The 23,750-nt window shown below is 59.5% G+C and carries 19 protein-coding genes and 1 riboswitch; of the genes, 4 read left to right on the plus strand and 15 right to left on the minus strand.

Annotated elements, in window-relative coordinates; translation table 11 throughout:
- Window positions 1-210: 210 nt before the first annotated feature.
- The 6 genes from HMPREF2787_RS09125 to HMPREF2787_RS09150 form a co-directional block, all read right to left on the minus strand.
- On the minus strand, window positions 211-1,395 hold the full coding sequence (locus HMPREF2787_RS09125; protein WP_016422383.1) for an acyl-CoA dehydrogenase family protein: 1,185 nt from the start codon (window positions 1,393-1,395) through the stop codon (window positions 211-213).
- Window positions 1,396-1,502: 107 nt separating this feature from the next.
- On the minus strand, window positions 1,503-2,348 hold the full coding sequence (locus HMPREF2787_RS09130; protein ID WP_070603264.1) for a YdcF family protein: 846 nt from the start codon (window positions 2,346-2,348) through the stop codon (window positions 1,503-1,505).
- Window positions 2,348-2,863, minus strand: a complete 516-nt coding sequence (locus tag HMPREF2787_RS09135; RefSeq protein ID WP_070859063.1) for a nucleoside/nucleotide kinase family protein — start codon at window positions 2,861-2,863, stop codon at window positions 2,348-2,350. Before HMPREF2787_RS09135 ends, HMPREF2787_RS09130 begins: the two co-directional genes overlap by 1 nt.
- Window positions 2,864-2,882: 19 nt before the next feature.
- A complete protein-coding gene (locus HMPREF2787_RS09140; protein ID WP_070859119.1) occupies window positions 2,883-3,653 on the minus strand; it encodes an energy-coupling factor transporter transmembrane component T family protein in 771 nt (256 codons plus the stop codon).
- A 44-nt stretch (window positions 3,654-3,697) separates the two neighbouring features.
- Entirely contained in the window at window positions 3,698-5,314 is a 1,617-nt protein-coding gene (locus tag HMPREF2787_RS09145) for an ABC transporter ATP-binding protein (RefSeq protein ID WP_070859064.1), read from the minus strand.
- A gap of 8 nt (window positions 5,315-5,322) precedes the next feature.
- On the minus strand, window positions 5,323-5,931 hold the full coding sequence (locus HMPREF2787_RS09150) for an ECF transporter S component (protein ID WP_049189346.1): 609 nt from the start codon (window positions 5,929-5,931) through the stop codon (window positions 5,323-5,325).
- Window positions 5,932-6,088: 157 nt separating this feature from the next.
- Here HMPREF2787_RS09150 and HMPREF2787_RS09155 point away from each other — a divergent pair, with 157 nt between their 5' ends.
- Both HMPREF2787_RS09155 and HMPREF2787_RS09160 read left to right on the plus strand, forming a co-directional pair.
- Window positions 6,089-8,140: a DUF2339 domain-containing protein gene (locus HMPREF2787_RS09155; RefSeq protein ID WP_070859065.1), complete on the plus strand. Its 2,052-nt coding sequence runs from the start codon at window positions 6,089-6,091 to the stop codon at window positions 8,138-8,140.
- 88 nt (window positions 8,141-8,228) lie between these two features.
- Entirely contained in the window at window positions 8,229-8,426 is a 198-nt protein-coding gene (locus HMPREF2787_RS09160) for a hypothetical protein (RefSeq protein WP_070859066.1), read from the plus strand.
- Window positions 8,427-8,595: 169 nt separating this feature from the next.
- Here the strand turns inward: HMPREF2787_RS09160 and HMPREF2787_RS09165 are convergent, their stop codons facing one another.
- From HMPREF2787_RS09165 to HMPREF2787_RS09175, 3 genes are all read right to left on the minus strand, one after another.
- On the minus strand, window positions 8,596-9,936 hold the full coding sequence (locus HMPREF2787_RS09165) for an alpha-amylase family protein (RefSeq protein ID WP_070859067.1): 1,341 nt from the start codon (window positions 9,934-9,936) through the stop codon (window positions 8,596-8,598).
- A gap of 4 nt (window positions 9,937-9,940) precedes the next feature.
- Window positions 9,941-11,353: a M20 metallopeptidase family protein gene (locus HMPREF2787_RS09170; RefSeq protein ID WP_070859068.1), complete on the minus strand. Its 1,413-nt coding sequence runs from the start codon at window positions 11,351-11,353 to the stop codon at window positions 9,941-9,943.
- A 135-nt stretch (window positions 11,354-11,488) separates the two neighbouring features.
- Window positions 11,489-12,871: a M18 family aminopeptidase gene (locus HMPREF2787_RS09175; RefSeq protein ID WP_070859069.1), complete on the minus strand. Its 1,383-nt coding sequence runs from the start codon at window positions 12,869-12,871 to the stop codon at window positions 11,489-11,491.
- Between the two features lie 264 nt (window positions 12,872-13,135).
- Between HMPREF2787_RS09175 and HMPREF2787_RS09180 the strand changes: the two genes are divergently transcribed.
- Window positions 13,136-13,333 carry a hypothetical protein gene (locus tag HMPREF2787_RS09180; protein WP_038628272.1) on the plus strand — a complete coding sequence of 66 codons (198 nt, stop codon included), beginning with the start codon at window positions 13,136-13,138 and terminating at the stop codon, window positions 13,331-13,333.
- A gap of 2 nt (window positions 13,334-13,335) precedes the next feature.
- Here HMPREF2787_RS09180 and HMPREF2787_RS09185 read toward each other — a convergent pair whose 3' ends face one another.
- The 3 genes from HMPREF2787_RS09185 to thiC all read right to left on the minus strand — a co-directional run bounded on the left by HMPREF2787_RS09185 (window position 13,336) and on the right by thiC (window position 18,065).
- Complete coding sequence (locus tag HMPREF2787_RS09185; protein WP_246824277.1) at window positions 13,336-14,679, minus strand: glycosyltransferase family 87 protein; 1,344 nt, start codon at window positions 14,677-14,679, stop codon at window positions 13,336-13,338.
- A 313-nt stretch (window positions 14,680-14,992) separates the two neighbouring features.
- Entirely contained in the window at window positions 14,993-16,177 is a 1,185-nt protein-coding gene (locus HMPREF2787_RS09190; RefSeq protein ID WP_246824279.1) for an HtaA protein, read from the minus strand.
- A gap of 181 nt (window positions 16,178-16,358) precedes the next feature.
- Window positions 16,359-18,065, minus strand: coding sequence for a phosphomethylpyrimidine synthase ThiC (gene thiC, locus HMPREF2787_RS09195; protein ID WP_070859071.1), 1,707 nt, complete (start codon window positions 18,063-18,065; stop codon window positions 16,359-16,361).
- Window positions 18,064-18,185: riboswitch (TPP riboswitch) on the minus strand. Its footprint overlaps the gene before it by 2 nt.
- 911 nt (window positions 18,186-19,096) lie before the next feature.
- Here thiC and HMPREF2787_RS09205 point away from each other — a divergent pair.
- Complete coding sequence (locus HMPREF2787_RS09205; RefSeq protein ID WP_070859072.1) at window positions 19,097-20,944, plus strand: hypothetical protein; 1,848 nt, start codon at window positions 19,097-19,099, stop codon at window positions 20,942-20,944.
- An 8-nt stretch (window positions 20,945-20,952) separates the two neighbouring features.
- Here the strand turns inward: HMPREF2787_RS09205 and HMPREF2787_RS09210 are convergent, their stop codons facing one another.
- The 3 genes from HMPREF2787_RS09210 to HMPREF2787_RS09220 form a co-directional block, all read right to left on the minus strand.
- Window positions 20,953-21,405, minus strand: a complete 453-nt coding sequence (locus HMPREF2787_RS09210; protein WP_070859073.1) for an SDR family oxidoreductase — start codon at window positions 21,403-21,405, stop codon at window positions 20,953-20,955.
- Between the two features lie 121 nt (window positions 21,406-21,526).
- Window positions 21,527-22,765, minus strand: a complete 1,239-nt coding sequence (locus tag HMPREF2787_RS11445) for a methyltransferase domain-containing protein (protein WP_083326695.1) — start codon at window positions 22,763-22,765, stop codon at window positions 21,527-21,529.
- 249 nt (window positions 22,766-23,014) lie between these two features.
- Complete coding sequence (locus HMPREF2787_RS09220; protein WP_141737784.1) at window positions 23,015-23,554, minus strand: pirin family protein; 540 nt, start codon at window positions 23,552-23,554, stop codon at window positions 23,015-23,017.
- Window positions 23,555-23,750 lie beyond the last annotated feature (196 nt).

Consider the following 23,750-nt stretch of genomic DNA (forward strand, 5'->3'; position numbering starts at 1 on the left):
TATCCATGATGCAATGACCGCCTGACCCTACCAGCCGTTTTTCGGGCCATTTCTGTCATAAACGCAGTCAGTAACTCGCATCGCCCCACCGCCGCCGACCATAAACGCAGTCACTAGCGCGCGTTGGGGTTAAGAGACGAATTCTGAGTGACGCGGCGGCATGAAAAAGCCCCCGCCTTGGTAGCGAGGGCTTAGCGTTTGCGCTGCTGATTAGCGCTTCTGTGCGTCTGCGAGGATCTGTCGACCTGCGACCATGCGACAAATCTGGTTAGTGCCCTCGTAGATCTGGGTGATCTTGGCGTCACGCATCATGCGCTCAACCGGGAAGTCACGGGTGAAGCCGTAACCACCGAGCAGCTGCACGGCATCAGTGGTGACCTGCATAGCAACGTCAGAGGCGAAGGTCTTGGCGTTTGCGGCCATCAGACCCAGGCGAGCGCCGCCCTCAGCAGTGCCGCGCTCAGCGTTAGCGGCTGCGGTGTAGACCATGAGGCGAGCAGCGTCAATCTTCATACGCATGTCAGCCAGCATGAACTGGGTGTTCTGGAAAGCAGCGATCGGCTTGCCGAACTGCTGACGCTCCTGCACGTAACCAACGGCGTAGTCGTAAGCACCCTGCGCGATGCCCAGTGCCTGTGCACCAATAGTCGGGCGGGTGTGGTCCAGGGTCTCCAGGGCAGTCTTGAAACCGGTGCCCTCTTCGCCGATGATGCGGTCAGCCGGGATGCGGCAGTTTTCGAAGTACAGCTCCGCGGTCGGGGAACCCTTGATACCCAGCTTGTGCTCCAGGCCACCGACGCGGAAACCCTCGTCGTCCTTGTGGACCATGAATGCAGAGATGCCGTTGGCACCCTTCTCCGGGTCGGTGACAGCCATGACGGTGTACCAGGTGGAGCGGCCACCGTTAGTGATGAAGCACTTGGAGCCGTTGAGGACCCACTCATCGCCCTCACGGACCGCGCGGGTCTTCATGGAACCGGCATCCGAACCGGCCTCACGCTCAGTCAGTGCGTAGGAAGCCATTTCACCGTTGGCGATGTCCGGCAGGACCTTGCTCTTCAGCTCGTCGGAGCCCTTGAGGATCAAGCCCATGGTGCCCAGCTTGTTCACAGCCGGGATGAGAGAAGCCGAGCCACAGACACGAGCAACTTCCTCAATGACAATGCAGGCCGCAACCGAGTCCGCACCCTGGCCACCGAACTGCTCCGGCACGTGGACGGCGTTGAAGCCAGCCTCGTTGAGAGCCTTCAGGGCCTCCTCCGGGAAACGCTCATTCTCATCGACGTCCGCTGCGTACGGAGCAATCTGCTTCTCCGCCAGATCACGGATAACGGCGCGGAGCTCCTGGTGCTCCTCTGGCAGCTGGAACAGGTCGAATCCTGGGGTCAAAGCCATGTGGGTGTTCCTCCCGATTTAATGATTCCGATGTCGTGTTCGATATCGCGCTCTACGCATTTCTACGTAGCACTATCACCGCACGACGTATTTATCTTCGTTCGATACTAGTGGCTAACGCTTCGCTCTACCCGCGAAATTCGTAAAATTCTCGCGTTGCCGCTCGGCGCCCACAGAATAAACTGCGCGAGGAATTCCCGCAGCAGCGATGTCGCCCAGTACCTCAACGGCGTATAGGCCCCGACGACACACCAGGATTCCAGCCCCCGTTCGCGCATGAGCTTCGCTACCCGTGGCGCATGAAAATCACTGGTCACAACTACCGTTCCAGCGCTCAACGCACCGTCCATGCCGCGCATCAACTCGCACGCATAGTCAATGTTTTCCGACGTATTCGTCGATTGGTCCTCGGGGATCAACTCGATGTCGCCGCGCTTTACGACGTCCCCAGCGTTCGCCTCCAACCACTCCGCCATGGCATCCGCTTCGGAACTGATGGCATCTGTCACCGCTTCACTGCCGCGCCCACCGGAGCAGATGATTCGCTCGGTGCGCTCATCACACGCTGCTACTGCCCGCTGCAATCTTTTGGCCAGCAGGGCCGAGGGCCGATTGTTCTTCAATGCGCATCCCAGCACAATCACGGTGTGTGGCGGTACAGTTGGCTTTTTGGCAGCACATCGAAGGCGAACGGCCTCGAAAACTATCGCTGCGGCTCCTGGTACTGCGAGGCCGGCGAGCAGGGGCGTCGTCAAGCGATGCGATGCGCGGGCGTAATAGGCGCGGTAGCTGGCCAGCGTCCACGCGGCACCGACTGCGGGAAGAACCCACCGTGGAGGTCTGCGATTGGGCAGGCGTGGTGGGCGTAGCTCCGAACTAGCGGCGACACGTAGTCCGCCGACGAGGAGCATGGAACCGAAGCCTGCACCGAGGCACGCGAGCGTTTTTCTCATCAGAACTTCCACGTTAACTGTTCTGGGACGTTGATAGTCCAGTCGACGAGCTGTTGCGGATTGTGCTTGGCCATGTGCTGAGATTCCTGCTCGGCCCACATGTCCCAGTGTTCCTCGAAGTGGTCGTCGCGAGCCATGGCACGGGCAAATCGAGTCTGCGTGTCCAGCTCTACCCAGACTCCCCAGGCGTTGCCGTCGCCGATGGCGCGGGCAGCGGCAAGGTTAGCTTCAGTGACAGCGCCGCAGCCTTCGACGATGAGCGAGGAGTCCGGTGGCGTGGGGACCCACTCGGCGAATTCACTGGCGTACCAGTCCCACCGGCGGTACCCGCGCTCATCGGCCGGTAGCGCGGGGTTCAAAATGGTCTCCGCAACTGCGGCCGATGCTTTCTGCAGACCGGACCAGCCCGGATATACATCCTCCAAGTGGATAACTGGCCAACCGAGGATACTGTGCAACTTTGCCGAAAAGGTGGTTTTGCCACTGCCGGAACGGCCGTCGATAAGCAGAATCATCGTGATCGAAACGCCTTTGCTACGCCACGCCCAGGAAGCGGAACTCCCCGGCCCACACGGAAATACCGATTGCTGCGACGGCGATGGCAAGGCAGGCGGCCATGGTGACATAGTCACGCGCGGCCAATGTCGAGGTGTGCCACCACGTACGCTTAATCGGTGTGCCAAAGCCGCGGGCTTCCATGGCCGTAGCCAGTTTGGTGCCGCGGCGCAGCGCAAACACCAGCAGAGCGAACACCTGAGAAGTAGTGCGGCGGATTGCACCGTGGTCGCCCAAACCGCGTGCGCGACGGGCTCGGGTCAGCGCCTGCCAATCGCTGATGAACAGGCCGACGAGCCGCAGACTCGCCACCGTTGCCAGCACAAAGCGGCTGGGCAGCTTGAGAATCTGCGCCAGCCCATTGCCCAGATCGGTGGGATCGATATTGGCTGTCAGCACGATAACTGGAGTACCGATAGCCAGCACACGCAACATGATCGCGATGGCCAGGGAAATGGAATTATCCGTCACATGCGCAAGCAGAAAGGAGAAATACTCTTTGCCCTCCGGGTTGCCGTAGAGCGCCATCGAGATTCCTGAGATGGGCGCGGCAATAAGAAGTGGCAGGCTGCGTCCTAGAAAACGACGAAAACCCAAACCCGACAGCGGCACCAAGAAAAGCGTGCAGACAAGCGCAACCACTGCGGAGACCCAGTCGATGGAAATCAGCAGCGGTGTGGTGAGCAAGAATAGGCCCAGTACTCTCGCCACCGGGTTGACCGTCGCGAGGAAAGGCTGCTTACTCGAAATGGCGCTCTGCGTACCTTCAGCCGTACCGGCGGAACCGACTTCAGTCACGATTTCCCTCCTGCTTCGCCCTGGCCGCGCGCACCGCTATTGCTGCTCGGACCGGCCTGCTCCCCTGAACCACGCTGTCCCGGCGCCGCACGGCCTGACCGCTCCGGATGAAACGAATCCATGTCGATGACGTAGTCCCCCATCGCTTGTACCACCAATGGATCGTGGGTAATCGAGATAACAGTTCGGCCGTCGTCAGCAAGTTGGCGAAGCAAAGTGAGCAGCTCGGTGAATGTCCGGCGGTCTTGGCCGAACGTCGGTTCGTCGAGAAGCACAATATCCGGCGCTGTCGCCAGAATGGTCGCCACCGACAGACGTCGCTTCTCACCGCCCGAGAGTGAGAACGGATTCGCCTTGGTCAGAGCCGTTAGCCGCAGCCGCTCAAGTAATTCCTCGATGCGCTTATCAGCGTTGACACCGACAAGCTTCGGTCCAAGCTGCAACTCTTCCAGCACTGTGCCGGTGACAAATTGATGCTCGGGGTCTTGGAAGACCGTGCCAATCCGAGTAGCCAACTTCTTCGACGGCCATTTCCACGGCGCACTACCGCTGCCGGCCACTTGGACCGTGCCCGCCATCGGCTCAAGCAGGCCGCCGAGCGTCAGCGCTAACGTGGACTTCCCGCTGCCGTTGTGACCAACGATGCAGGTGGAAGCTTCGGATGGGATAGAAACGGATACTCCGCGAGCAATAGGCTCAACAGTTTCGCTACCCCTGAACCACGACTTCTTCGCGCCATAGCCGATGTCCAGATCGCGGGTTTCGATCGCGATGTCACCGCTAGGGTGTCCGTCCTGGTCGCAGGCAACTGAACGCGCATCCGGCAGCGCGGGCGGAGCACCCGGAATCCACACCCCAGCATCCGTCAGAGCCTGCCCGTAGTCTTCCAAGACCCGATGCGGTGCACCATCGGCAATCACACCTCCGCGACCCAGCACGATGATGCGGTCGACCACATCGACCCACGCATCCACTCGATGCTCGACCACAATCAGTGCCGCACCGGTCCTCTCCGCCGCGGTAATCGCAGCATCGCGTAGTACCGGCACACCGGCCGGGTCGATGTTGGCCGTCGGCTCGTCCAAACAAATGACCCGTGCGCCCATTGCCAGCACACCTGCCAATGCGAGGCGCTGCTTCTGCCCACCCGAAAGTCTGTGCGTGGGATGATCCAGCGGCAAATCCAGCCCCACCAAATCCAGGCTGGCGCGCACTCGGTTGCCAATCTCAGCTGGGGCAACGCCCAGGTTTTCCGCACCAAAGGCAACATCGTCGCCAACGCGAGCACTAATCGTCTGCGAGTCAGGGTCTTGCAGCACCAAGCCCACCGCGCCCCGTGCGGAAGCAGGAGTACGACCTTCAATCAGGAGCTTTCCGGTGGCTTCGCCATCGGAGTCGTCGCCAAGCACGCCAGCAATAGCGGCGAGCAGCGTCGACTTCCCCATCCCCGACGCGCCGAGCAACAGCACCTTTTCACCGCGCTCGATGTCCAGCGTGATGTCGTTCAGTACCGCAGCTTTGCGCCCCGCGTGCCGATATCCGAACCCCCGCGCGCTCACCGCAGGGACATTTCCGCTTGACGACGGCCCCCGCGTCAACGCCTCATCTGTCATCGATTTTCCTAGACGTCGTCGTGCCGCTCTCGCCCGATGGCAAAACGATCCAGCGCTCCAGTTGCCGCCAGTGCCTTAGCCAGGAAGTAAGCCAGCAGACCGGCGAGGACGGCACCCGACAGCGCCGTGGAGATCAGATAGATGACGTTGAATTCGAAAGTCTTGGCCAGGTTTCCAGTGAAAAGCTCGAAAGTCCATGCGCCAACACCTGCCATGAGACCGGAGATAACCACGGTGGCCAGGTTGTAGCTCTTATACGCCAGAATGAGGAACACCAGCTCCGCGCCGAGCCCCTGCGCCAAACCTGAGTACAGGGTGGAGATACCCCACTGGTTACCGATCAGTGCTGAAACCGTCGCCGCGATTACCTCGACGAAGATAGCTGCACCCGGCTTGCGAATGATGTACGCGCCGAGCGGACCACCGAGGAACCACATACCAGCGACCAAACCGCCAAGACCAGGAGTAAGCGCGTTGACTGCTTCATAGCCCGCACCGCCGATGATGTTCCAGATAACAAAAATCAGGCCAACGGCCACGCCGATAACAGCTGCAATGATGATGTCAATATTGCGCCACGAGAAGTTAGCGCGCGCTGCACTCGCCGATTGCGTCATCCCACTTGCTCCTATTTTTCTTTAACTCGAGCGGTATTGCTCAAACATTATTGATGTATTCATTAGCGGCGTATGAAGCCTGTGTCGACACGCCCTAAGCACTAACTTTTGCCTACCCTACCGCGCCCAGCAGATGGCCTAGATAACATAAGGAACCATGACTAAAGCCGAGCGGTCATCTACAGGAGATACCCCAACTGCCCAAACCCCTCATACGCCGCCAGTCGGCGATGAGGGGACAGCCGCGGATTCCGCAGTGAAAACTGCCGAGGACCCTGGTGCTGACAACACCGCTGAGCAGGAAAGTTCTCGCCCATACTACATGCCCACATTGACGTGGGGCGAGAGACTTGACCTGTCTGCGAAGCAATGGTGGCCACTCATCGGAGTTGTTATTGCGATACAGCTTGTCGCTCGCATTCTGGTGCTGACTAGCCATGGTTTTTACTGGGATGACTTCATCATTGTTGGCCATCTTTACGACACCCCACTGCTGAGCAAGGACTACCTGCTTCAGGATCACGACGGGCACCTTGCGCCACTGGCTTTCTTGGTGCAAGGCCTCTATCACCTCATCGCGCCGTGGAACTGGTGGCTACCGGCTATCACCATGGCCGTGATGTCGGTAGTGCTGACATATGCCACAGCGAAACTCTTTGAGCTTCTCACCGGCCGTACGCTGGTATCGCTCTTCCTCATCACGGTCGTCGCCTGGACTCCGCTGATGCTTCCGGGAGACACCTGGTGGTCGGCCGCGGCCAATTCCCAGCCGTTCCACCTGGCATTCGTGGTTTTCATGATTGTCGCCATTCGCACCACTATGCGTCGTTCCTTCGGCCCCCGCCCGTGGGAAGCCGTAGGCCTGTTCGTGCTGCTGGCAGTGGCGCTGGGATTCTTTGAGAAGTCCCTGGCTATCGCACCGATCTCCATGCTGGTTGTCGTCACTTTGGCTTACATGGAGCGCAGAAATATCCTGCAGGTTCTCCGCCGTGGCCTCGTCATCTGGATCCCATCGATGCTGCTGACCGGCGCCTGGGCACTGTGGTACTACTTCGGCCCCGCCGAAACCACCGGCTTCATTTCCGACAAGCTACAGCCCGAACTGTTCTTCAACGGCCTCGGCCAGATTTTTGCCGGCATCATCGGCGGTCCAACAAGCTGGGAACGCTGGGCTCCGGGACAGCCGTTTGCCTCCGCTTCGTCTCAGCTGATTACTCTCGGCGGCATTATCCTGTTGATTCTGTCTGCCACCCTCATCGGCCGCGATTACCGTGGCTGGGCTCCGTGGACGCTATCGGTGGCGTACATGTTCACCACCTTGTTCGCCATCACCCTGTTCCGCTCGGGAGAGAACACCTCTGGCGTGCTGGCGCACACTTTGCATTACTACTCTGATGTCGCGCTCGTGATCGCTATCTGTGTCGCAATCTCCCTGGCTGGACTCCCGCCGAAGGACGAGGCGCCAGCGCTGCTACCGGCTCGCACGCACATTCTGATTTGGTCGCTGGGCATCGCGCTGGCTGTCACCTCCACGATTTCCGTGGTCACTTACCGCAATGCCTGGTCTGATGACATCGCAATGGAGTGGATCGGCAACACCAAGTCGTCGCTGTCCGCGCTGCGCGAGGAAGCCGATGCCGCTGGCCCCGACAAGGCCATCGACTACAACCTCATCGACCAGCCCGTCCCCTTCGAAATCCTCGTGCCCGTCGCCGCTCCAATGAACATGTACTCGCGGGTGTTTGATGCGGTCTCCGATCGCCCGCCGTTTGAGCGCGTCACCGGTCACCCGCGCATGTTTAATACAGACGGTTCGCTTATCGACGCCAAGGTCTCCGAGGTCACCCGTGTCACTGATGGCTCTGTCGAGCAGTGTGGCCATCGCATCACAGTTGGCGAGGACGGCACTGCGTCGGAGGACATCAAGTTGGAGAACATCATCAAGCTCGGTGACTGGGTGCTTGAGTTCCCGGCCACCGCCTCTGAGGACATGGATGTGCGCCTGTCGCTCCCCAATCCTTTCGAGACTGAAGAACAAACCCGCGGTGGTTCCACGGTCGTGAAGATGAACAATGATCTGCGACCGCGCTATGTGTACCTCAACGGTGGCGGAAATACTCTCCATGTCGATGTGGAAAAGGCGACTCCGGGGGCAACGCTATGCATCGGTGCGGGGGCGATTGGCCCCTTGGTTCCCGCAAGCCGTTAAGAATCCTCTAAGATATTGCTTTAAGATAATGTGAGAAAAGTTCATTAGCCCTTGTAGCTATTGTTTTTCCGACAGAGGAGCCACATCCATGCGTAACCGCATCGCCGGCGCTATCGCCGCATCCGCCATTGCCGCAGCAGCCCTGGTCGCCTGCTCTCCGCCGAATCAAGTTGACTCGGATGTGAAGGTCGGCGACCAGGCCAACCCGTCGAAGACCTTCGAACAGAAGGCCACCACTCCGGCATCCTCCGAAGAGATGCCCCCTGCTGAAACCGCAGAGATGTAACTGCAGATTCAATAATTGAAACTGCGAAAACCGGGGTAGTTAGCAAACAGAAACGCAGTCACTACCCCTTGTGCCCACTCATCGATTGGGCACGAAAGAATTACCGCCCGGCCATGGTGTCCGGGCGGTTTTGGTTCTCTGGGGGGCAGCCTAGAGCCACGATGAGAGCCTAGGAAAACTCGAATTCCACGGAATCACCATCACGGATTACCGCGCTGGTTGCGCCGTTTTCCAGGTTCAGCTCGACAATGAGCGAGGGTATCTCGCCGGAAGCTCCAGCCTCACCCGAGGCTCCGGCAGCATCGTCCACGAGCGCCGCGTCGGTCGCGGTCACGCGGTAGCGAAGAAAACCATTGCGCAATTCATCAGTCTCCACGCGAGCGGAGTGCAGCCATGGGAAGCGGCGTCGCACCGCAACGAGCTGCTGATAAGCGCGGTAGAGATCCGCGCCGAGCGTAGAGAGTTCCTCCGGGCTATCCGGGAACACTGGACGGATCTGGTCGTCACCGCCGATGCGTTCCTCTTTGAGACCGGTGTAGCCCTGTTCGTCGCCGTAGTAGACCAGCGGCACACCGGCCACGGTAAACAGCACAGTTGCCGCCAGCACGGCCTTGTCGGCCCCTACCTGCGTCGCAATGCGTGAAACATCGTGATTTCCCACAAACGTCACCGGCACAAAAGACTCCGCGAAGGTGTTATGGCGCTTCAGAGTCCAGTCCAACTCAAAGAAGTTTTCCTCCTTCAGCGCAGACCAGGTTGCTTTCCACAGCTCGTATTCCGTCACCGAGTCCATGCCGGACACCGACACAATCTCCGCATAGTCACCGTGGATGACCTCGCCGTAGATAAAGGCATGCGGATGCTCAGCACGCACTCGCGGCAAAACCTTCCGCCAGAACTGTGGATCCACTGCGTAGGCCGCATCCAGCCGCCAGCCATCAATTCCCCGCGCCAACCAGTAATTCATCACGTCCACGACAAAATCAACAGTCGCGTCACTGGTGTGATCGAATTCGACCAAACTGTCATGGCCCTCAAACACCGGCGCGGTCATGTCGCCATCTGAGTGCGTAAACGCAAAGAGCTGCGCTTCTTCAGAGTCAGGGTTTTCCTTCGCGGTCTTCAGCGCGGGTGCCTCTGACCCGATGTGGTTGAAGACGCCGTCGAAAAGCACTTTGATGCCGCGCTCATGGGCAGCTTCGATGACAGCCTTCATGTCTTCTTCGGTACCCAGGCGCGAGTCAATGCGGTAGTAGTCCTCGGTATCGTAGCCGTGGCTAGTCGACTCGAATACTGGCGCCAGCTGCAGAACATTGAGCCCAAGCTCCTGGACGTACGGAAGCCAGTCAATCAGTTTGCGAATTCGATTGACCGGCGCGGCGCCTCGATCCTTCTCACGGATGGGCGCTCCCACAAACCCCAATGGATAGACGTGCCATCCAATCGCCCACTTCGACCACTCAGGTGCGGCAACGAGCGTCTTATCAGGGGCGTTGGGGGTAGTGGACATTGTCCTATGCGTCCTCTCTAGATGCCTGAGTTTGATTGGAATTATCTGATGCCGCCGCCTCAGGACTCGGTGAGGTCTCCTCCACCGATTCGCTTGACGACGCCCGCGCCTGCCCCGCATGCGACTGCGGCGTGCCAAGGCCTGCCTTCCGCGGCCGGGGAGGCACGGAACCTGCTGCGGGCAAGGTCGGAGATGTGGCAGGGCGCTCCGGCGGTTGATTCTTCGACGGGTTCAGTGCATCGAGCGCGATTTGGATTTCCGTGCGCATGCCATTGACCATGGCTCTCTCCACAATTTTAAACTTGGAGTTGTGGAGAAAGAAAGGATTACCCGCCTCCGGGCCACCGGTGCCGAGGAACATGTAACAGCCCGGCGCTTCACGGGAAAAATACGAGAAGTCATCCGAAGGAGCCCACGGATTGGCGGCGAACACCTTGGAGTTGCCGACCGCCTTCGTCGCGGCATGCCAGGCGCGATTGACTGCAATGTCGGCGTTGACCACCATCGGGTACGGAATCTGCCAGTCGAAAGTCGACTGTGCGCCGTGAGCTTGGCAGACGCCGTTGACGACAGCCTCGATACGCTGGCAGACAATCTCCCAGTCGGCCTCATCCACCGAGCGGATGGACACTTCCAGGTTGGCCGTATCCGGGATCACGTTGCCGGCCTCACCTGAGTGCAGTGAGCCGACGTTGACGATGTTCATGTGCTTCGGATCCACATCGCGGGAGACAATCGTGTTCAGCATGAGCGTCACCTCACTGGCGATGAGCACCGGGTCAATCGACAGCTGCGGGTTCGAGGAGTGTCCGCCACGGCCACGAATCGCGATGGAGACGATGCCCGACATGGTTGTCACTCGCCCAGCGCAGATTCCCACATGCCCCACCGGATGCGGCGCAACGTGGAAGGCATAGACCTCATCCAAGTCATCGGCGGCACCCTTGTCGACCAGCTCACGGGCCCCGCCCGGCAGCATTTCTTCGGCGTGCTGGAAGATGCACAGCACCTTGCCGTGCAGCTGATCGCGCATTCCAGAGAGCACCTTCGCCGTGCCCAGCAGCATCGCCGTGTGCACATCATGACCACAGGCGTGCATCACACCCGGCGTGCGCGAGGCGTACGGCAGTCCCGTTTCCTCCTGAATCGGCAGCGCGTCAATATCTGCACGGTAACCAATCACTCGGCCAGTGCTGGGGTCGCCCGCTGTGCCCTCGATGACGCCAATTACGGACGTCGGGGTCAACCGGTACGTCGGGATGTCCCATTGATTGAGCAGATCCTCAATCATGTCCGAGGTCCTGTACTCCCGGAAGCTCAGCTCCGGATTCTGGTGCAGTTGGCGACGCCATGCCACCGCCTCTTCGATAGGTACTTCAAGGCGGTGCGACGGCAGGGTGTCGTTAGCATCAGTCATGGTTCATAGCATGACAGAAAATAGGCTCCACGACGAGCAGCTACGGAAATTCCCTCACCCATTTTCGCTTCACGACGGCCACAGCGAACCGACATCTCCCCTGCTAGACGTGGTTTAGTCGCCGCCTGCGAGCTGCTAGTTTCCGGCACCCCAGAAATCCACGGTGAGTTCGGCCAACCACCATGGATCAATCGTGCCGCACATTTCACGCGCCGAGTGCATGGAGACCATCGCGGCTCCGATATCAATGGTGTCAATACCCAGTCGCGTTGCGGTGATTGGGCCGATCGTGGAGCCGCATGGTTTGTGGTTCGCAGAGACAAAATACTGCACCGGCACTTCCTGGCCGATGCGCTTAGAGGTTTCCGCTGCGATTCGGACAACCTCGGCCTGACCAGCCGCCGTGGTGGCGTAACGCTGGTTGGCATTGATCTTCACCACTGGGCCAGCATTGAGTTCCGGCTGGTGCCCCGGCTCGTGTTCGCCTGCATAGTTCGGGTGCACACCGTGTGCGCCGTCGGCAGAGAGACAGATGGAACCGCGGTAGAGCTGCTGGGTGCGTTCCAGGTCAGCGCCTGTGGCCGCTGCGATGCGGGACAGAACGTCGGCAAGCAGTGGCCCTGCAGCGCCCGTTGTAGAGGCGGACCCGACTTCCTCGTGATCGAAAGCGACCATGACGGGGATGGTGGTTGACGTGCTCCAGTTTTGACGGAGCAAGGTCTCGAAGGCGGCCAGGGAGGAGTGGACGCTCAGCAGGTTGTCCAGCCGACCCGAAGCCAGGAACTCATCGTGAGCACCGAAGGTGCGCGGCTGCTGGGTGTCGAAGGAAATGAGGTCCCAGGCGACGATGTCGTCGATAGCCAGGCCCGCAGCATTGGCGATGACCTGGTGCACATCGGTGCCGAAGGTATCCAGTCCGATGATTGGTGCAGTGTGGTTCTGCCTGTGGAGCTTCAGCCCCTCTTCGTTAACCGCACGATTGAGGTGGATAGCCAACTGCGGGATGCGTGCGACCGGACCGGTGCGTGCAAGGTGCTCATTGCCGCTTTTATCAATTACACGGCCGGCAAACTCAATTTCGCGGTCGGTCCAGCTTCCCAACAACGCGCCGCCGTAGACTTCGACGGCGACCTGCGCATAGCCTGCGGCCGAGGCGCGCGCATTGGGCTTCACACGAAAACCGGGCGAATCCGTGTGGGAACCCACAATACGGAAACCGGTGAAATCAGCAGCCGGTGTCTCCGGAACAATCCAAGCAACGGCAGCGCCATCACGACGCAGGACGTAGGCACCGGGTTCACTTGGCCACTGTTCGTGCTCATCGACGACCGTGGCACCGGCTGCACTCAGACGGTCAACGACCTGTTGTGCCGCATGAAATGAGCTTGGCGACGCAGTCACAAAATCTATTAAATCCTCAACGTGACTGAGCGCTACCGCCGGAACGCTGCGCGATGCCGCGTCCGAGGTATCCGCCGAATCCGGGGACTCAGTGGTGGGTGCCGAAGAAATAGCCATAACCAAACTCCTACTTCACATTTGATTCCGCATTTCATTGTATTGGAGCCCACAACTGACCGTAACCGAGCATTAAGCCGGTCCACAGTGTGATGCAGCTTTCATGTTGGGAACGGTATCCACTTAGTCACTTTTGCCCGTTTTAACTCGATATCGGGCATATTCAGACATATAGTGGCAACCGCATCAAAGAAAACCGTTTGAATACAGAAACTCTCAAACCGGAGTCCCGACCGGATTCCGACCACAGAAAGGGTTTATACCGTGAGCCTTGAAAACCTGTTCCCCCGTTCTTTCACTACCAAGCGCGCCTTCTTCTCCCAGCCGCTACGCGAAGCCCTTACCCGCGACACCAGCAGTGACGCTAACGCAGTCCACTTCGGCCACCAGGTTAAGAGCACCCGGAATGAGATCTACAGCGACATGTCTCCCCGTGACATCGTCTCTATGCTGAGCCGCTAAATCTAGCGCTTCCTCAAGTCGAATAAGACCATTGGCTCTGGCTGAGGACATTTCAACGTCTCCACGGCAGCTAATTCACTGCCCAATCCGGCTCCAACCTCGCCTGCATCACCATCGCCGTACCGATGTACCGCAAACGCGTGGCAGCCACCAACAACTAGCATCATTGCCAGCGTCAAGAGCATCGCAGTAATCCCCGAGTACACAAATCCGCCGGTATACGGCGTAGCAGCAATCGGATTTGTCACAGGGAACGTCAGCAGGACCACTAGCAACGCAATACCGATATACGGCCACTGTCTGGTCAATCGGGTCCGCGCCATGGCGGCCAAACCGAACACAGACGTGACCAGTATCAACATGTAGTGGGTCCAAAGAATCGATGAGAATGTGGCTGCAATAAGCCACGCGCCCGTGATCAGAAATTCAAACCGGTAGACGGGGTTCAACCACGCAACTGCCGTGACCATCAACACCACGCCAAGAGCAATACACAGTGGAATCATTTTCACGTGACTCGGATAATCACGAACCACTGTTACTAATAAATCAGGTTTGCCCAGGTCTGTGGCTAAAGTCGACGCCAACGACTGATTCGCACCACCGACCAAGACCGACGCACCAATGTTGTCAATTCGGTCAATCCAGTCCGAAATAACCGGCATGTCAATGCGGATAAGCATCCAGGCCGCCAGTACCGCCGTGGTGGCCAGCGACCAGAGGGCTGCGCGCCGTCGATAAGCGAAAAAGAGCATCACTGCGATGAGCGCATACGGAGTCAATTTAATGGATGCGACGATGCCGAGCACGATGCCCGCAAGCCAAGGACGAGTGCGCGAGGCGGCAAGACCATAGGCGACGCCCGCGACAATCAGCGGTGTCGTCTGACCGATCCAGAACGAATTAATAGTGGTCGGCAGAGCGAATACGCAGGCGGTAATCAGCGCTGCGATACCCCAGGGCATGGTAGACCGAAACCACAGGTGGTAGGAAGCTGCGATGAGGACCACGACTGCCATTCCGGAGAGAAACAGCAACCAAGCAACCGAGGTTTCAAAGCTCATGACGTGGGATATCGCTCCCAGAGCCTTTGCGAACAAAGGATTTTGCACAAAGGGATGCGTAAATGGCGCGGACACTTCCTGCGCCAGGCGTGGCCAGACCTCTCCACTCATAGCGGTGAAATCGATTGGATCGGCGTCATAGAGATGGGACGCAAGTCCCCTGTCCATAAGTAGCCCGCCCACCCAGAGCGAAGCCCAATCGTCCGGCTGAGTGCGACCATTCCAGGCCAACAGCGAGGCAAGACCACCGAGCAGAGAGACCAGCATAAGAGGCCAGCTCATCACAGGCGATTGCGCCGGCGCGGGAGCCTGACTGGGTTTGCGAGCCCACACTTTTCGCGAGGCCCGCGACGGAGACTCCGCAACAGCACGTTGCAACTCCGCAGCCTGTGACGATGCCCCATCCTGTGACACCGGTCCTTCTGCCCGACTATGTCGTCCCACGTTCCTCCTCATCGCTGGTAAGCGCCTCTATCTAATGTAGTGATTCCAATACGGCAGTGGTTACAACCCGCAGGAACCCGCAAGGTATGACGGCTTACTTTCAACGATGTGCCAGGCGGATGACAATGAGCGGTCGTGGTGACCGGAGGGACTACCGGAACTGTGAAATAGTGCCGATGGTCGTGATCAGCTGATCTCCATCGCTGTCAACCACGGCGGCTATGGGCATACGCTCCATCTCATCCGGGCCGACATCGTAGCCCTGTGAGACCTCTGCCGTAATAATCTTTCCGGTCGGGCCTTCCTCAATGCGTGGATTGCGGACGACCACATGAACCAGACTGAACTTCGCGGTGATGTGAACTTCTCCGCGGTAGCTCTCCCCTTCGGCATCGCTGTTGTCATTGTCGCGGGTAAATGAGACAACACCGGCCTCAGGCTCTAGGGCACCGTTCTTGGCAGTGACCCCACCACCCAGTGCGCCGAATACCTTCTCCAGCGCAGACACAGAAATGACTAAATCCTCGCTGGAGGGAGCCGGGGCATTCTTGCCCGGAGCATCCGAATAATTCAACGGGATGTAGATTTCCTCGGCCTCATTAATGGAGCCTGCCGCCGGGTAGACATAAATGCCCCAGTTATCACCGGCAGGAGTCTCCGGCGGGTCAACAACAATGCGGGCCTCAAAGCTGCCGTCATTTGTCATCGGGGTAGCCTGACGAGCGATAGAACGCCGCATGTCGACGCCCTGGTTCGGTATCGCCTCGAGAGTGCCATCCGGCATAACCCAGGCAATGTTGTCGTGCGGATGTTTCCGCGACGAGGACGGAGCACCTTCACTCGGCTTCCACGAGTCTGGGAACGCACTGTAGAGAACGTAAACACCATTGGGCACACCCGGAGGAATTGGAAGCGGGTAACCACCACGGTTGGCCGACGGATTAAAACCACTGCCGCGAACAATAAGGACATCGCCGCGATGAACTGTGGCACCTTCAGCTGGTGTGCCGTCCTCAAATGTGACAGTAACTTCCGGGGATTCGACATACTGCGAATCCTGCGGCTGGAAGTTCTCCGCTGGATTAATCACATTGGGAAAATTGTCCGGCACGATTGGCTTCGCGGTGTCAGCCATTGCCGGGGACGCAAACGCCGAAAGAACCATGGCGCCGGACAGCGAAACCGCAGTAGCAGCTCTGCGCGCACTTCGCTCCACCGGTCGACGCACGCCTTCTCCAACCGTGGATGATTTAGAGCTGAATGAACGGCGAGTGTTGCGAGCACCTGCGAGATGGCGGTGGGAATTATCGAAAGTCAGGAACCTCAGACTGTGCATACAAGCAATGTACACCCCACTAGTTAGGTTTACCTAATGCCTTTATTAAGGCGTGCCTTACCCTCCCCCGTTTGAGGCTCAACACTGAGACCGGCAGAAATAGCTGAAAGCAAAAGAAAACCGCGGCCAAGCCCAATAGAGCTCGACCACGGCTTACTTCAGCATCTTCTAAGACAACCAGCTACTCCGCGGTAATCGGCAGGTAGACGCGGCTACCCTGATCAGCGAACTCCTGGGACTTCTCAGCCATGCCGGCCTCGATCGCTTCAACGGAGTCCAGGCCGTGTTCCTTCGCGTAGTCCTGTACATCCTTGGAAATACGCATGGAGCAGAACTTCGGACCACACATGGAACAGAAATGCGCAGTCTTTGCCGGCTCTGCAGGCAGGGTCTCATCGTGGTAATCCAGCGCAGTGTCCGGATCCAGTGCCAGTGCAAACTGGTCATGCCAACGGAACTCGAAGCGGGCCTTCGACAGCGCGTCGTCACGCTCCTGAGCGCGCGGCAGCCCCTTCGCCAAGTCGGCGGCGTGCGCGGAAATCTTGTAAGTAATCACGCCGACTTTGACGTCGTCGCGGTTCGGCAGACCCAGGTGCTCCTTCGGCGTGACGTAGCAAAGCATGGCGGTGCCAGCCTGCGCAATGATTGCCGCACCGATAGCCGAGGTGATGTGGTCATAGCCCGGCGCGATATCGGTTGCCAGCGGGCCGAGGGTGTAGAACGGAGCTTCCTCACACCACTCCTCTTCCCACTTCACGTTCTCGGCGATCTTGTGCATCGGAACGTGGCCCGGGCCTTCAATCATGACCTGACAGCCGCGGGACTTAGCGATCCTGGTCAGCTCACCGAGAGTGCGCAGCTCAGCCAGCTGAGCCTCATCGTTAGCATCGGCAATGGAGCCCGGACGCAGGCCATCACCGAGGGAGAACGTGACATCGTACTGCGCCAGAATGTCGCACAGCTCAGCGAAGCGGGTGTAGAGGAAGCTCTCCTGGTGATGCGCGAGGCACCATGCGGCCATGATTGAGCCACCGCGGGAAACAATGCCTGTCACGCGGTTGGCGGCCAGAGGCACATAGCGCAGCAGCACACCCGAGTGAACGGTCATGTAGTCCACGCCCTGTTCACACTGCTCAATGATGGTTTCGCGGTAGATTTCCCAGGTCAGCTTGGCCGGGTCACCCTTGACCTTCTCCAGCGCCTGGTAAATCGGCACCGTACCAACCGGCACCGGGGAGTTACGCAGAATCCACTCACGGGTTTCGTGAATGTCCTTACCAGTGGACAGGTCCATGATCGTGTCCGCGCCCCAACGGGTTGCCCACACCATCTTCTCCACCTCTTCAGAGATGGACGAAGTCACGGCCGAGTTGCCGATATTTGCGTTGATCTTGGTGGCAAAACGCTTGCCGATAATCATCGGCTCAGTCTCCGGGTGCTTGTGGTTCGCCGGAATCACGGCACGACCCGCAGCGACCTCTTCGCGCACAACTTCCGGATCCACATCTTCACGAGCAGCAATGAAAGCCATCTCCGGAGTGACAATTCCCGCGCGCGCCCAAGCCAGCTGCGTCTTGACCTTCGGGGCGTCCTCAGAGCCTGCAACCGCCGGCACTGCCGGAGCCTTCGGCCACGAGTCACGAGTCTTAGCCAAACCCTCCTTCAGGTTCAGCTCCGGGTTTTCCTCGGTGTAGATACCCGAGGTGTCGTACGCATCGAAGTGAGTACCGTCCGTCAGATTGATTCGACGAACTGGAATCCGCAGGTTCGCCTCACCGAAATCGTTGCTGAACGCAACCTCGTCGTAATGCTTGTTGCTGCGGTAAATCGGGCCAGTTGTAACCTCGCCCTCTTTCGGCGGAGCGGATACAGATACACGTGCAGCCATGAAGCAACACATCCCTTTCCTACGCTGGTATTACCCAGATTCAGGTTCGTCCGGTCGACGCTCGATCCCTAGCGTCCTCTCAGTGCCGGAATTTCGGTTGGCACTCCCGTGGTTTTGTAATGCGCCTCATAGTCTAACCAATCGTTCGGATTACTTCGGTCATTACACCCACGTTTGCCGCCAACGCTTAACGACGGCACGGAGAACACACCCTAAAGCTGCAGGTTGCGGCTGTGCAGCGGCGCTGTTTTTCGCGGCGACCGCGTTGTCCACACCCCTAAAAAGTTATCCACAGTCGGTCTATTTTTTCGGCTTCTCAGCAAGCGCAATTGTGAACGCGGTGTTATATCTTTCTCACACAAATTCTTTGGGGAGGGAAAATTGAAAAAGGCGACTACTGCCGCCCTAGTGTCAGCACTTCTATGGGGAGTAACGGGGACTAGTTGCGCATCGACCAAGGCTTCCGGCGAGGACGTTCAACCTGTCGGCGACAATGCGACAACCATCACTACTGACTCGGGCGTGACGTTACCTGCGGGTGTGCTTCCACCCAACAATCCGCCGGAGCCCGGTGATGCTCCACTTGGTCCCGATGGGCACTACAACTACGACGCACCCGAATTCGTCCTGACCAATCCGTGTGACGACCCCGAGATTATGGGGCGCTTAGACAGGCTGGGGTTCCGGGAGCAGTCTGAGGTTTCAGAGCGAATTAAAGGTGTCAAACAAATAGGTTGCGGACTTCAAACAAGTCATATTTTGCCCCTCGGGCTCTGGCACACATCGGTGGCCCATTCCCGGCTCGAGAACTATGACGCTCACCCCACTACACACCACTCACAAGGCCTTCATTGGGTGACTTTCAGACAAACCAACCCGATTGGTCTCTCATACTGCATTGCATCTGTAGAGACCCCGAAAGGCGCACTGGGTTTTATAACGCACATCTCAGAGGAAGAATCTACTGATTTCGATGAAACCATTTGTGAGCCCGTCAATGAACTCATGACCAATTACCTGGGGGAAATATCTTGATTTCTGCAAATATTTCGACAATTGATCACGCAATTAGCGGACTAACTGGAGCAATCATGCTTCCCGGTTCGTCTATGACGATGCAACCAAACTTGGCCGGCTACTCACAGGTTCCGTCACTCCAGCTGGTGGCGACAGAACACAGTCTCGCAATTTCCGGCAGTTCAGGAAGCTCTGCCGCCGTCGGCTTGTCTCTGGGCAAACAACTCACCTGGGCGCAAACGAATCTCGCTGACTTCCGTCGCGTGATCACTGAGCACGAATCCACCATGAATCGGATTCTTCGAAGCATTAACCCGTTCAATGGTGACGGCGCTTCCCTTGCTGAAGTAGCGCGCACAAGCGGTGTATTTCAGCGTCGGCCGATGTTTGAAGCTGGAAGTCTCACTTTCGCGCCAGTCACTCTTTCTGCGGAACTTGGTCTCGATGCGAAGTCCCTACTATCCATGTTTTCCTCGACAAATGACGGTGCCGTAGCCGAGGCAATCGCCTACTGGAACAACTTCGCCGACACTATGACCACGTTGGCCAGCAATCTAACCTCCATCTCATCCGGCTTGGTGTCGAGCAACAGCGGTGCTGTCTTCTCTGCTGCTGACTCAACAATGAAAGGTCTGGCCGCACGCGCTACCAGCATCGCCACCGCATCGGAGGTCATGGCCGGGCACCTTGCCGTATTGCCATCTGTGAAAGCGATGGCCGTCAATGCACTATCAGCGATCGAAGCCGAATCCAAGGCACTCCCAAACCCTGGCGCGCAAAAGGCTTTTGAACAGGCCGAGGTAGCAGCCTTTCTCTCTGGTCCGTATACCGCACAGCTACAGACAGCTATTCCCCGAATTCCTAACCTGGTTTCTGCCGATGCGGGAAGTGGTGTGACTGCCGAGGTGTCCGTTGGGGCCACAGTCGCCGGGGGTTCTGGAACTAGCCAGTTCAGCCTTTCGCCTGCGGGGATGACTGGAAGCATGCAGGCCGCCAGCACACCAGTTGGTGCCACCTCAACTGTTCCGGATTCTCCAACACCACAATCCACATCCGCGAGCCCTTCCGCTCCTTCGCACGTGCAACCGAGCACTTCGACTTTGTCGAACCCCACAAATCCGTCTGCTGCCCCTGTGCACCCAGCATCACTTAGCAGCCCAACGAGCTCCACAATCTCGCCAACATCCCCGACCGGTACATCAACCATGGCTCAACCGAGCACGGCGAATCCAGCCATGGTCACCCCTTCGGGAGCGAGCGCCCCACTTCAACGCACATCACCGCAAGGAGTCTCGCCTTACGGAGTTCACGGCAACCGGCCGGCTGGCCCTCTCGGCGCAGGACGCACTGCGGGGCTCACACCAGCGGGCAATATCCCGGCACTGCCGCCTTCTGGAAACGCAAGCCCCCGTCCACCGGCCTCGGGACTTCCGACTTCGAGTCCTGGTCGTATGCCAGCGCCAACAGCGGGGCGCGGGATGGGAACCGGCTTGGGTCCCGGGGTTGCTGGTTCTGCCTTGCCAAACGCCTCGAATAGCCCTTCACAGCGCGGAAGTGGATTGATGAATTCCCTAATCAGCGCACGCAACAGTACTGCTACCGGAGCTACGGGTGCTGCTGGCGGAACCGCGGGCGCCGCTGCTGGAAACCGTGGCGCAGGGTCTTTCGCGGCCACCACTGCGGGCAGCCGTGGCGGACTGCTCCAAAAGGGCTCCGCACCGTCGGCACGCAAACTGACAAACGTGGCCACCATCAGGGATAACGATGCCGGCGCTTTCGAGCAGAACGAATACCAGAAGGAGCTTTTCGGGGATGCGCCAATCACTATCCCGGCGGTGATTGGTCACAACGTCCGATCGTAAAGCTCCGACTATAAGCCTCCGAGCATAAAGTCAGCGCGCAAAAGCTGATCTTTACCCGCTCGGGCGCCACGGGGGATCAGGCTGGCGATCGACGATGTCATCACGATCTTCGCGCCCGGCTCCAACAGTGGCACGAACGCACGGCAGCCGCAGACCGCCCCGAGCAGGTTGATGTCGAGCGCGCGGTGCCACGTGTCCATGGTGACGTTCTCGATCGCCCCGCCGACCGCGATGCCCGCGTTGAACACGAGCACGTCCACCGCGCCTATCGCCGCGGCCACCGCCTCCCGGTCCGCGTCGGAGGTGACGTCCAGCTCGCGGTAGGTGCACGCATCGCCGAGCTTGACGACGTCCTCGTTCGCCGAGTCATGCAGATCGGTCGCGATGACCGAATCGCCGCGTGCGACGAAGCGCTTGGCCAGTTCGAGGCCGAAGCCGGAAGCGGCGCCGGTGATGAGCACGCGCCGCAGGCCGCGTGGTTCGGGGGAACGGCCGAAGGGGCCCTCGCCGGATGCGGCGGCGAGGCCGGTCCGGGCCGGCGAAATCGCTCCGCCCGTGCGGCGGTCAACCCCGTGTACGGATCTACGTGAGCATCGACAGCAGGAACACGGAGTCCTCGTCTGCGTCGACCCGGTGTGGGACCATGGTGGGCAGGTGTGCGACGGTCCCCGGCGTGAGGACCTCGGTGCGGTCGCCTACGGTGAAGCGCACCTGGCCCTCGATGCATTGCACCATAATCGGGTGTGCAGCGCGGTGATCGGGCAAGGCCTGGCCGGAGCGGAAACGCATGGCGATGATGTTTACCCCGTCGGCCGTCTGCAGACGTTTCACCGCCGGGCCGTCGCCGTCCTTGGCGGGCGGAGCGGCGGCGACGACGTCATGAAGGCTCAGAGCCTCCGGATCGGCGGTCAATTCAGCTTGCTGGTCGTCGTCGAGGAACTCAATCTCGGGCCCGCGTCGGACGGCGGGCGATGCTTCGCGCCCGCTTTCGGAAGCGTTGGAAACGGTACCCGTCGCATCGGCGGCGTCGGCGGAATCGGCGGTGTCGCGCAGACGGGCCACGATGCCTATCGAGGCGAGGGCGTCGTCGTTCTCGACGAAAACGCTGCGCATGCCGAGAACGCGCTTACGCGCCGCGGGGTGCTTGATCATGTTGCCTGCGATGCGGGCAACTCCGGAGATCCCTTCGTCTTCGATCATCTGGGAGGGCTTGAGCAGGCCCATCTCCGCAATGCGGACGTGCTCGACCTCGAATCCGTGTTCTTCGAGGAGGTTTCGCCACTCCGCGACGGTGAGTGGTCGGGCGTTGACCCGGATGGCCTTGGACATCGCGATGCGAATCTCATCTTTCGTCGCCGCATCCAGGTCGTCGGGGGTCAACGCCAGTTCGTGGATCGCGTAGCGGCCGCCGGGAACGAGAATCCGACGAACCTCGTCGAGAATCGCCGCCTTGCCCTTGTCGCCTTGCATGGTGAGCATCGCCTCGCCCACGACGACGTCCGCCGAGTCATCGCCGAGCCCCGTCGCTTGGGCCTTGCCTTCGGTGACCCGGCCCCTGTCGCCAACGACCTTGCCGGTCGTCTTGGCGGCGTCGGGGTCCTCGTCGATGCCGACGTAATCCCCCGGTGCGCGATTCAAGATTTCCGTCGCCGTAATCCCCAGTCCCGGTGCGAGTTCGACGACGCGGGCGTCGGTGAGGCGAGCCCGGTCGAGAATCCACTCCGTCATCTTCCGGCCACCGGGTCGAAGGACCTTTTTGCCCAGTCGGGCCAGTAGCCAGTGGCCCTGGAGTTGTTCGAAATCTCTGTCGCGTGCATTCATGGTGCGTCTCACTCGTCGTGTGGCCGGGCCGACGGTGTCGGCGGCTGCGCCGGCCCGTTAACCCGCATGTAAAATACTGCTTTAGCAATTAACTTAGCCTTACCTGGCATATTTGTCGAGGGGTTGGCCCGAAACGCCGAACCGGGCCGTTGCAACGTAGATGTCCGACGACCCGGTCGATCCGAAAAAGGCGAGGTACCTGTCCTTCGGCGTCTGGTCTATACCGTCATCCGGTGTCGTTTGGTGGGCTCAGTCGATGCTGCGGTCCATGGTCCAAGCCAGCACCTCGGCATCGTTGATGGCGGTCATGGGCAGTGAGTCGACCTCGTCCGAATCCGCTGAATTCGATCCGTCGGCCGTGATGCGGGCAACGTCGCCGTCGTAAAGCGTCTCGTCGCCGAAGGATGCCGAGCCGCAGGCGACGAAGAAGTGGGTGAACCGCGACAACGGCACGTCGATGGTGCGGCCTGCGGGAACCCGGCCGATGCGCAACGTCGCGCCGGTGGTGCCGATGGTCAGCGGCGCGAGGCCCGGTGTGCCCGACGCGACCGGGACCAGCGTGCCGTCGGTGAGAGCATCGTTGAGGTCGACCTCGTCGTGGGAGGGAGCGGCACCGAGATCGTCGGGCGGCAACCAGGCCTGGACGACCCGCAACTTCTTGCCGTCGAGGTAACCGGAGGCATTGAGCTCGGAGTGGCGGATCCCGCGCCCGGCGCTGATTCGCTGCGCCATGCCGGGGTCCCTATGTGGATTGTCAATAGTCAGGCGGAACTTGCACGTACATCGCATGGGGGTGTTGTAGCCATCACTGATCGCCGAGCCGCATCATGCGGGCCGGCGGTGATCAGCGCAGCGGCCTACACACCCCTGGCGATGTTTCTAGCAGGGATTTCTCGGAAGAACTCACACCGAGTCAACAGAGCACAGATGACATTGCAGCGGCTCCGGGCAAGCCACATCACCGCGGCATTGTGCTTCTGTCCTT

The sequence above is a fragment of the Corynebacterium sp. HMSC061H03 genome (genome assembly GCF_001838215.1).
Taxonomy (GTDB): Bacteria; Actinomycetota; Actinomycetes; order Mycobacteriales; family Mycobacteriaceae; genus Corynebacterium; species Corynebacterium jeikeium_D.

Bases quoted from the DNA above. Each gene is read 5' to 3' on its own strand.
- HMPREF2787_RS09150 (WP_049189346.1), bottom strand. From the start codon at position 5,931: ATGACGCAATCGGCGAGTGCAGCGCGCGCTAACTTCTCGTGGCGCAAT.
- HMPREF2787_RS09170 (WP_070859068.1), bottom strand. From the start codon at position 11,353: ATGACTGATGCTAACGACACCCTGCCGTCGCACCGCCTTGAAGTACCT.
- HMPREF2787_RS09145 (WP_070859064.1), bottom strand. From the start codon at position 5,314: ATGACAGATGAGGCGTTGACGCGGGGGCCGTCGTCAAGCGGAAATGTC.
- HMPREF2787_RS09165 (WP_070859067.1), bottom strand. From the start codon at position 9,936: ATGTCCACTACCCCCAACGCCCCTGATAAGACGCTCGTTGCCGCACCT.
- HMPREF2787_RS09155 (WP_070859065.1), top strand. From the start codon at position 6,089: ATGACTAAAGCCGAGCGGTCATCTACAGGAGATACCCCAACTGCCCAA.
- HMPREF2787_RS09135 (WP_070859063.1), bottom strand. From the start codon at position 2,863: ATGATTCTGCTTATCGACGGCCGTTCCGGCAGTGGCAAAACCACCTTT.
- HMPREF2787_RS09125 (WP_016422383.1), bottom strand. From the start codon at position 1,395: ATGGCTTTGACCCCAGGATTCGACCTGTTCCAGCTGCCAGAGGAGCAC.
- HMPREF2787_RS09175 (WP_070859069.1), bottom strand. From the start codon at position 12,871: ATGGCTATTTCTTCGGCACCCACCACTGAGTCCCCGGATTCGGCGGAT.
- HMPREF2787_RS09130 (WP_070603264.1), bottom strand. From the start codon at position 2,348: ATGAGAAAAACGCTCGCGTGCCTCGGTGCAGGCTTCGGTTCCATGCTC.
- HMPREF2787_RS09185 (WP_246824277.1), bottom strand. From the start codon at position 14,679: ATGAGCTGGCCTCTTATGCTGGTCTCTCTGCTCGGTGGTCTTGCCTCG.
- HMPREF2787_RS09220 (WP_141737784.1), bottom strand. From the start codon at position 23,554: ATGCGATGTACGTGCAAGTTCCGCCTGACTATTGACAATCCACATAGG.
- HMPREF2787_RS09160 (WP_070859066.1), top strand. From the start codon at position 8,229: ATGCGTAACCGCATCGCCGGCGCTATCGCCGCATCCGCCATTGCCGCA.
- HMPREF2787_RS11445 (WP_083326695.1), bottom strand. From the start codon at position 22,765: ATGAATGCACGCGACAGAGATTTCGAACAACTCCAGGGCCACTGGCTA.
- HMPREF2787_RS09190 (WP_246824279.1), bottom strand. From the start codon at position 16,177: ATGCACAGTCTGAGGTTCCTGACTTTCGATAATTCCCACCGCCATCTC.
- thiC (WP_070859071.1), bottom strand. From the start codon at position 18,065: ATGGCTGCACGTGTATCTGTATCCGCTCCGCCGAAAGAGGGCGAGGTT.